The 9653-nt window shown below is 66.6% G+C and carries 8 protein-coding genes; 5 read left to right on the forward strand and 3 right to left on the reverse strand.

Features of this window, described 5'->3' with window-relative positions:
* Positions 1-143: 143 nt before the first annotated feature.
* Positions 144-518, reverse strand: a complete 375-nt coding sequence (locus tag B1964_RS04380) for a VOC family protein (protein WP_079928989.1) — start codon at positions 516-518, stop codon at positions 144-146.
* Positions 519-717: 199 nt separating this feature from the next.
* On the opposite strand from B1964_RS04380, the gene B1964_RS04385 reads away from it, so the two are divergent.
* On the forward strand, positions 718-2187 hold the full coding sequence (locus tag B1964_RS04385) for a sensor domain-containing diguanylate cyclase (RefSeq protein ID WP_253193883.1): 1470 nt from the start codon (positions 718-720) through the stop codon (positions 2185-2187).
* 48 nt (positions 2188-2235) lie between these two features.
* Here the strand turns inward: B1964_RS04385 and B1964_RS04390 are convergent, their stop codons facing one another.
* Both B1964_RS04390 and B1964_RS04395 read right to left on the reverse strand, forming a co-directional pair.
* Positions 2236-2949, reverse strand: coding sequence for a DUF5134 domain-containing protein (locus tag B1964_RS04390; protein ID WP_079928991.1), 714 nt, complete (start codon positions 2947-2949; stop codon positions 2236-2238).
* On the reverse strand, positions 2946-4442 hold the full coding sequence (locus tag B1964_RS04395; RefSeq protein WP_079928992.1) for a PepSY domain-containing protein: 1497 nt from the start codon (positions 4440-4442) through the stop codon (positions 2946-2948). Before B1964_RS04395 ends, B1964_RS04390 begins: the two co-directional genes overlap by 4 nt.
* Before the next feature lie 191 nt (positions 4443-4633).
* Here B1964_RS04395 and B1964_RS04400 point away from each other — a divergent pair, with 191 nt between their 5' ends.
* The 4 genes from B1964_RS04400 to B1964_RS04415 all read left to right on the forward strand — a co-directional run bounded on the left by B1964_RS04400 (position 4634) and on the right by B1964_RS04415 (position 9450).
* On the forward strand, positions 4634-6310 hold the full coding sequence (locus B1964_RS04400; RefSeq protein ID WP_079928993.1) for an NAD(P)/FAD-dependent oxidoreductase: 1677 nt from the start codon (positions 4634-4636) through the stop codon (positions 6308-6310).
* 2 nt (positions 6311-6312) lie between these two features.
* Complete coding sequence (locus B1964_RS04405) at positions 6313-7212, forward strand: carbon-nitrogen hydrolase family protein (RefSeq protein ID WP_079928994.1); 900 nt, start codon at positions 6313-6315, stop codon at positions 7210-7212.
* Positions 7213-7486: 274 nt separating this feature from the next.
* Positions 7487-8272, forward strand: coding sequence for a hypothetical protein (locus B1964_RS04410; protein ID WP_079928995.1), 786 nt, complete (start codon positions 7487-7489; stop codon positions 8270-8272).
* A gap of 56 nt (positions 8273-8328) precedes the next feature.
* Positions 8329-9450, forward strand: a complete 1122-nt coding sequence (locus tag B1964_RS04415) for a DNA polymerase IV (protein WP_139765625.1) — start codon at positions 8329-8331, stop codon at positions 9448-9450.
* Positions 9451-9653: the final 203 nt, after the last annotated feature.

A 9653-nucleotide genomic window follows, 5' to 3' on the forward strand; every position in this document is an offset into this window, starting at 1 on the left:
CCCCCGCCGGCGCTGCGGTGCCGCTCGACGACTACGGCTTCTCCAGCGGCGACTACCGCTAGTCACCTCAAGAGGTCAGGCGACCCCCGCACCGGAAGGTGCGGGGGTCGCTGTCTTTTTTTGGAGCGTCTTGTGTGGGCCCATCAGCTCTCATGTCGATACGGCAGGTACTGCACATTCCAGTGGTTGCCGTCGGGATCGTCGAAGTAGACGAAGTGTCCCCACTGAGTGATGTCGACGTCGGAAACCTCGATTCCGGCGTCGGTGAGGTGCCGGTGGGCTGCGTCGATGTCGGAGACGCAGAGCATCAACGTCGACCGGCTGGGCGGCGGACCATCGACGATGCCGGTGCCGAACGCGATCGAGCAGCCCGACCCCGGTGGGGTCATCTGGACGAACCGGATGTCGTGTGACGGCGAGCTGTCATGGTCGGGGTGAAATCCGACGCGGGTGTAGAACTCCTTGGCGCGGTCGACGTCGGTGACGGGGAGGAATGCCACTTCCAGTGTCCAATCCATGTGCTCGGCCTTTCGGGTTGTCTGCGAATCGGGTGCGTGGTCACTCGGTCGCTGCCAGCATCTCCTCGATTGCGGACACATCAGGTCCGTGATCTCCAGGTTTCTGTGAATTGCGCCCCAAACCAAAGTCAAGGTTTGGTTCGCCGCCCCACGGGTCTTCGTGACAGCGCACAATGTTCACGTGGATCGCCGGGCGTCGATGGGTTTTGCATCGCTTCTCGCGATGATGAGCGTGGCGCAGCAACTCGGTGAGGGCGCCGATCTCGACGACGTTCTGCAGGTCATCGCCCGGGGCATCATCGAGGTGATCGGCTTCGACGCCGTCGCGGTCAACGTGCGGCGTGACGACGGCGACTTCGAGGTCCGTGCCGTGGTCGGTCCGCCCGAACTCGAAAACCTCCATGGTGAGCGGATGACCGAGTCCGTCTGGCTGGAGTTGTTCGACTCCGCCGAACGCTGGGGTGGGCTGTATCTGACGCGAGAAGCGGAGATGGCCGACGGCGTAGCGTCGATCGATCCGTGGCGGGAACGGTTCGCGTCGGGCGCGGAGCCGGTCGACACCGCCGACACCGCGCCCGGATTCCTACCGCCCGCGGTGTGGGAGCCGGAGTTCGCCCTTCTCGTTCCCGTCTATGCCGACGAGCAGTTGCAGGCGGTCATCAGCGTCGACCTGCCGCGCAGCGGGATGACTCCCGACCCGGAGCAACAGGCACTGCTCGAACTGTTCGGTGTCCGGGTCGGGATAGCACTGACCCGCGTCACCGAGGCCGGCCGGGCGGCCGACCGGGTGCGGCTCTATCGGGCCTCGTTCGCCGAATCGCCCCTGGCGACGGCGCTTCTCGACTCGCGGCTGCAACTGATCGACGTCAATGACGCCTTCCTGCAGCTCACCGATGCGATACCCGGTGAGTGGGACGGACAGGTGCTCGCCGACGTCGTCGCGGTCGACGCCGACGAGTTGGCGCGGCGGTTCGACGGTTTGGAGCCGGGCGAAGGGGGGAGCGTCGCCGAGTTCTGCGGGCTGCGCCACCCCCGCGGGCTGCATTGGGACCGGTGGGTCGACGTGACCGCCCGCCGCGTCGAATCCATCACCGACGCAGCGCTATTCGTGTGTACGATCGCCGATCGGACGCAGGCCCGCGCCGAGCTGAACGCCATCCGCTACCGCGCCGATCACGACGGGCTGACCGGGCTCACTGTGCGAGAGGTGTGGCTCGAAGAATTGGAGAGCCGGTTACACAGCCAGCGGACCGGGGTGCTCGGAGTGCTGATCTGCGATCTCGACGGATTCAAGGAGGTCAACGACACCTCCGGGCACGTTGCCGGCGACGCCGTCCTGAGGTCGGTCGCCGAGGCGATGCTCACGGCAGCCCACCGAACGGACGTCGTATGCCGCTGGGGTGGAGATGAATTCGCGGTGGTCTGCACCCGCAAGACCCTCACGGAGGTCAATGATCTCGCCGCGGCGATCGCCGCCGGTGTGCGCGGGATCTCGACTTCGGTATCCGCCTCCGATCCCGTGTCGGCCCTGGGGATCTCCATCGGCATCGCAGCGCTGGAAAATCCCGAGCCGACGGTGTCGAGTACCACCCTGGTCGACGTCGCCGACGGTGCCCTCTACCGCGCGAAAGTTCATCCCACCCAGCGGTGGCAGGCCACGGTGATCTGACGGACCCGCGATCGGAGAGGCCCGCGATGTGAGAGGGCGCAGCCACGCTCAGCCGAGCATGACCCCGAACATGATCGCCATGCCGACCGCCATGAACACCTGGCAGAGGTCCCCGGCGAAGGTCATCAGATCGGTCGAGGCACCCGGGGCCCGACGACGAGCGAAGTACAGGTACAACCAGACCGCCGCGGCGAGAGCGAAGCCGATGGTGAGAATCCAGTTGACGGGTGTCACGTAGCCGGGTTGCGCGGCGTGATGGCCCACGTCCATGCCGGGCATGTTCATCCCGGGCATGTCGTCGTGATTGTGCGCGAGCACGGTCACCGACGGCCCCGGCGAGCCCATGGCCATCGCCTGCGTCGTCGGCCCGCCGGGCAGAACGGTGCCGTTCATCACCGCGTACATCCAGGCCATCGCGCCCATCATCACGGCGTGATACACCGCGGCCAGCCGTCCGAATGGTGTGGTGGTCGGTGGGACACAACCACAGTCGTCGGTGGGACGCATCTTCGGATGCAGCGCCAGGCTCACCAGGAACCACGCCGCTGCGACGACGAAGAACCACATCGGTCCCGCGGTCGGCCAGCTCGCCGAGAACGGCCATGACATCGCCAGCATGGCCAGCGACATGACCAGATGGAGCACGTGCCCGACGTAAGCCTCCCACGGCATCCGACGGGTGAATATCAGGTACGCGCACTGCGCTGCAGCCAGCGTGAACAGTACGGTGACCACCCACCGCAATACGATGTCGTCGATCATCGGACTGCCCCGACCACGGCTGCATCGGCCTTGGTGTCGGTGCGTCGGCGTGCGGTGAACACGCCGCGTCCGGCGTCGACGATCACGAACAGCGCCAACGGGATTCCGAACCACGGCATAAACCAGCCGAGTCCCGCCGCGATGGCGACGACGGCAAGTGCCTCCACCGGGCGCAGACCGCTCAGCGCCCCACGGCGCGGTGCCTGGGGGAGATGTCGATTGCTTGTGGTGGGTCGTCGCCGCCACCACATGAGGTAGCCGCGGACGATGACGCTGATGAGTCCGATCCCCAACGCCACCAACGCGATCTGGTTGACGATGCCGAACAGGCCCATGTGCGCACTGATCGCCCAGGTGGTCATCTTCGCCATGAACGGCCACCGGGCGAAGTCGACGCGATCGGTGACGGCGAAGGTATGCGGGTCGACGGCGATCGAATCGTAGTGGCTCGGGAAGCCGCGGGCGTTCTCCTTCACCGACCAGGCGGCCCCCGGCTCCGCGGGCACCGAGATGTTCATGGGACCGACCAGCCCGGCGGCGCGGGCGGTGTCGTAGACCTTGCTGAAGTCGGTGGCGCTGAAGTCGGTGGCGCCGAGCGGTGCCAGACCGGTCTGGGCGGCACCGGAACCGTGATGCGCGGCCGCGTCACCGGAGCCGGCGATCGTCGTCGTCACCGCAGGCGTCGTCCACGACAATTCGCTGCGCAGGTCACCGATGTTCTCGCCGGCAAAGCGCGACCAGCTCAGTCCAGACGCCGACAATCCGATCAGACCGATGATGATCCACACCCCCACCGCGCCATGCCAACTCAGGGTGCGGGCGCGCCGGGGTGCGGTGCGGTCCGGGACGGCCAGCCGGGCGAGTTTGTGGGTGCGACGCCGATGGCCGATCCACAGGATCAGCCCGCCGAGGGCCACCACCCACAACCAGCTCGCGCCGATCTCGCTGTAGTTGCGGCCGAGGTCACCGAGATGCAGATTGCGGTGCAGATCGTCGAACCACGCCCGGACCGGCAGCCACTCGCCGAAGGTCGGCAGCGCCCCGCGGACCTCCCCGGTGTAGGGGTCGACGAACACGGTGCGGGTGCGGTCGGCGGGCAGGTCGTCGGTGGCGAGCACCACCCGGGTGGTGTCCCCGGCGCGCGGGGCCGGTGTCACCGAGACGATGGCGCCCTCGGGATGCGCACGCCGCGCGGCATCCACCTGTGCCGACAGCGGGAGCTCTGCGCCGCCGATGCGATCGACGGTCAGTTCGTGGGCGTAGACGGCGCGATCGATTTGGGGGATCAGCGCGTACAAGGTGCCGGTGACGGCCGCGACGAGCAGGAACGGACCGATCAGGATGCCGGCGTAGAAGTGCCAGCGCAGCAGCAGGGGGCGCCACCGGTCGGCAGCGGAACGGCCTGTGGCACCACGTGTGTCGAGCCGGTCCGACGCCCCGGGGGTCCGGGGTTCGAGGGGATCGGAGACATCGGCGGTCTGGGTCGTCACCACGTGTTCGTCCTGCTTTCGGGCTGGGCTGGTTGACTTCGAGTGCGGGCCCGGAGAACTTCCCCGGGGCATCGCAGAAGAGGTCGGCGCGTCGAGACCGATGGTTCCCGGGCCCCGGTGTGTTGTGCGTCACCCACGGACGGATGGGCGCGCACCGCCTAACCTCTACAGGCGTGGGAAACCCTGATCACCTGATGCCGGTAGACGGCGATCCGTCCGCTGCCCCGATCACCATCTTCGGCCCCGACTTCCCGTTCGCCTACGACGAGTGGATCGCCCATCCCGCCGGGCTGGGCGAGGTGCCTCCCGATGCACTCGGTGCCGAGGTCGCCGTCATCGGTGCCGGTATGGCCGGGATGGTCGCGGCCTACGAGCTGATGCGGCTGGGGCTGCGGCCGGTGGTCTACGAGCCCGATCGTATCGGCGGACGGTTGCGGTCGGAGCCGTTCGTGCCCGGTGAGCCGGAGGTCGCCGAGCTCGGCGGCATGCGCTTTCCGATCTCGTCGAGCGCCTTCTTCGGTTATGTGAACCGGTTCGGTCTGCGGTCGGCGCCATTCCCGAACCCGCTCACCGAGGCCGCCGGAAGCACGGTGATCGACATCGGTGGCGAGACGTTCTACGCCCGCACCCTCGACGACCTGCCACCGGTCTACCGCGAGATCTCCGACGCGTGGGACGCGGCGCTCGAACGCATCGCCGGCTACACCGGTTTGCAGCAGGCCATTCGTGAGCGTGACACAATCGAGCTCAAGCGCCGATGGAATGCGCTCGTCGCCGACTGGGACGACCGCAGCTTCTACGACTTCCTGGCGACCTCCACCGAATTCGGCTCACTGTCGTTCCGTCACCGGGAATTGTTCGGTCAGGTCGGATTCGGCACCGGCGGTTGGGATTCGGACTTCGCCAACTCGATGCTGGAGATCCTGCGGGTGGTGCTGACCAACTGCGACACCGATCAGCACCTGATCGTCGGCGGCGCCGAGCAGGTGCCGCGGGCATTGTGGGCCGATGCGCCGCAACAGATCACGCACTGGCCGGTGGGGACGAGCCTGTCGTCGTTGCACCACGGTGCCCCACGGGCCGGGGTGCGCTCCTTGCGTCGGCTCGGACCCAACCGCATCGAGGTCACCGACCGGTGGGGCGATTCGCGGGTGTTCGGCGCGGTGATCGCGACGTGTCAGGCGTGGTTGCTCTCCACCGAGATCGAGTGCGACGAGGCACTGTTCAGCCAGGATCTGTGGATGGCCCTCGACCGCACCCGGTACATGCAGTCGTCGAAGACCTTCGTGATGGTCGACCGGCCATTCTGGACCGACCGGGATCCGCGCACGGGACGCGACGTGCTCAGCATGACGCTGACCGACCGGTTGACCCGCGGTACCTATCTGTTCGACAACGGCCCCGACCGTCCCGGGGTGATCTGCCTGTCCTACTCGTGGATGAGCGACGCGCTGAAGATGTTGCCGCACCCCGTGGAACGTCGTGTGTCGCTGGCACTGTCGGCGTTGCGCAAGATCTACCCGGATCTCGATATCGCCGAACACATCGTCGGCCGTCCGATCACCGTCTCGTGGGAGGACGACCCGAACTTCCTCGGCGCATTCAAGGGTGCGTTGCCCGGGCACTACCGGTACAACACCCGCATGTACGGTCATTTCCACGATCAACATCTCCTTCCCGAGCAGGAGCGGGGGATCTTCATCGCAGGCGACGACGTCTCGTTCACCCCGGCGTGGGTGGAGGGGGCGGTGCAGACCGGACTCAACGCGGTTTGGGGCGTGATGACGCATTTCGGCGGACGGTGCCATCCGGACAATCCGGGGCCGGGGGACCGGTACGCCGAACTCGGACCGATCGACATCGGGGGATGAGGATGACCGACAAGTCGCTGGATTCCGGATCGCCGCACGCCGGGTCGCCGAACACCGGATCGCCCAACACCCTGCGCCTGGCCCTCTGGCAGTGTTCACCACTTCCCGATTCCGACCGCGATGATCACGCAGGCGTCATCGCGGAGAACCTGGAGCGGCTCGAGCACACCATGGCCGACGTGGCCGGGCGGGCCGACTTGCTGATCACCCCCGAGATGTTCCTGTGCGGCTACAACATCGGCGCCGCGGCTGCGCGCGCACGAGCCGATGAGGCCGACGGCCCGATCGCTGCATCGGTGGCGCAACTGTGTTCGCGCTACGGTCTCGCGGTGCTCTACGGGTGCGCCGAGCGCGTGACCGACGCTCATGGGTTGGGCGCCGGTGTGAAAGAGGCGGTGTACAACACCATTCGGCTCGTCGATGCCGACGGCGTGACGATCGCGACCCATCACAAGACGCACCTCTTCGGCGACCTCGACGTCGCGATGGTGACCGCAGGTACGACGCGTGCGCCGGTGATCGACTTCCGGTCATGGCGGTTGGGCATGCTCATCTGTTACGAGGTCGAGTTCCCGGAAATGGTGCGCGACTTGGCGATCCGCGGAGCCGATGTGGTGTGTGTGCCGACGGCGAACATGCCCGAATACGACAAGGTGCAGCAGATCCTCCTGCCGGCGCGGGCGTTGGAGAATCAGGTGTACCTCGCCTACGCGAATTATGTTGGTAGCGAACGGGAACTGTCGTTCGGCGGTCTCAGCGAGATGATCGGCCCCGGCGGCACCATCGACGTCTCGGCGGGGCGCGACGAGCAAGTCATCCTCGCCACTGCCGACCGTGACACTCTCCGATGGTCACGTGAGACCTGGCGGTATCTCGCCGATCGACGTCCGGAGTTGTATTGACACCGCGAGCCTGCTGAGCTGATGCCTCGCCGGGAGTGAACCGCCCCTCGTCGATGCTGCGCACACTTCGCCTGTTGACACCGGGTGTTCGCTGGTCTGTATTGCGTTCGGCCCGTGTGCAATTCGTATACACGCGTTACCACAAGAGATTGTGGGCCAGATCTGGACACGACACCCAATGTGGTCTAACTTACTCCTCAGTACGAGACCTACTCGTGAGTAACTGACGCTCGGGGACGTCGGCGGACCATCGATTCAACGTGGGGGCTGCATCTTGTTCGACTTCATGGAGTGCGAAACACTGACTCGCCGAGCGTTTCTCGGCGGAAACGCGATCCTCGAGGCCTACGACGTCGAAGAGGTGATCGTGCTACCCGCATTGCGGATGCTGGTGTGCGACAACGGGACCGACGCGTCATCGTCGGCGCCGTGGGAGCTCGACGAGTCGGTGCGAACCCAGGTGCGCGCCTCGATCGCAAGGCATCTGCGAACCAGTGACGTCCTGGCGGGCATGCTGCGCGACGCCCTCGGAGGCCTTCACCTCGATGGCCGTCGCCTTGATGGCCGGCAGCTCGATGATCGGGGCCATGTGGATCGGGGCGCAAGCAACCCCTTGCGTGGGGTCGCCGGTGCACTGCCGGTGCGTGCCCAGGGCTTCTTGCTGTCCGATGCTGCCAAGGGCGACGACGCCGCCAGGTCGGATCTGGTACGCCTGGCCTTTCTGCTGGTCGCCGCGCATGCGTTGAGCGATCCGACCGACGTGGCGACGGCGTCGCGGTCGCTCAATCTCGTTCCGCCGCCGCTGCATCGCGATCGCGCGATGATGAATACGGTTCTCGCGCAAGTGGTGCCGGCGCTGACGAGCCCACGCCGGGCGTGGTTCGAGATCACCGTCAGCAAGGCGGCGTCGTTCTTCTCGGTCCCCGACGAGAAACGGCTGCCGGCCGTCGGCGACCGGTTGGCCCCGGGCACGTCGGATCTGACGTTGCTGCGTTACAACCGGCACTCGTTGGCGCTGGCATGCGAACAGGTCGGACTCAGGTTGCTCGGCTCGGTCTGATCTCGCCCATCCCCGATCACGCTCGGGACCACGACGTCGGCGGTATCGTGGCGAAGGTGAGTGAGCCGAGCCACCGATCGCCGACTCCTGTGCGTCATCGGTGGCTCCTGCACATTGACCTCGACCAGTTCCAGGTCGCGGTGGAGCGGTTGCGCAGCCCCGAATTGGTCGGTGTGCCGGTGATCGTCGGTGGTAACGGGGATCCGACCGAGGCGCGCAAGGTGGTGACCTGTGCGTCCTACGAGGCGCGTGCGGTCGGTGTGCGAGCGGGGATGCCGCTGCGGGCCGCCTACCGCAAGATGCCCGATGCGGTGTATCTGCCGCTCGACATGGCGGCCTACGACGCGGCGTCGGCCCAGGTCATGAACATCCTGCGGGAGTCGGGACACCCCATCGAGGTCTGGGGCTGGGATGAGGCCTACGCCGGGGTCGACGACGGGACCGACGCCGAGATCCGCACCCTCGCGACCGGACTGCGCGAACAGGTCGCGCACCGCAGTGGGTTGTCGTGTCGTATCGGCATCAGCGACAACAAACAACGTGCCAAGATGGCCACCGGCTTCGCCAAGCGCGACGAATCGGCGGGTGGTGTGTTCCTACTCGACAACCGGAACTGGCTGCCGCTCATGGGTTCTGCCCCTACCCGCGACCTGTGGAGTGTCGGCCCGCGCACCGCGGACAAACTGACCGAGATGGGGGTGAACACGGTCGACGAGCTCATCGCCACCTCCCGCGAGGACCTCATCGCGAGATTCGGCCCGCACCAGGGCAACTGGTTGTATGTACTCTGCCGTGGCGGCGGCGACTCGACCATCACCGTCGAACCGTTCGTCGCGAAATCCCACTCCAAATCCCGGACCTTCGCCACCGATCTCACCGAGCCCGATGAGATCGCTGCGGCAGCAACCGAACTCACCGAGGATTTGCTGACCCAGGTCCTCGCGGAGGCACGGGTTGCCTTTCGGGTGGCCGTCACCGTACGCACCTCCACCTTCTACACCCGGACCAAGTCGCGAAAGTTGCCGGCCCCCAGCACCGACTCGGCCGTGATCACCCCGGTCGTCGTGGAGTTGTTGGGCAAGTTCGAACAGGGACGACCGATCCGACTGCTGGGGGTGCGCCTCGATCTCGTCGAGGACTCTGACGGCGCTCTGGGAGACGGGGACGAGCCGGACTGAGCGGACGGCTTTGGGGTCGTCGCGTCGGGTCCTCGTGATTGCGTCCAAACGGACGACACCGACGAACGGGTCGTCGTTGATACCGTTGAGCGCTCGCCACATCTTTCTCCTCCCAGGAGCTTTCCCGATGACCGCACCCCCGACGCCGCCGCGCCGGCCCACACCGGCAGCCGAGGTTGCCGGCCGCATCCCACTGCTGCCGG

This window comes from Gordonia sp. i37, assembly GCF_002043085.1.
GTDB classification, from domain to species: Bacteria; Actinomycetota; Actinomycetes; order Mycobacteriales; family Mycobacteriaceae; genus Gordonia; species Gordonia polyisoprenivorans.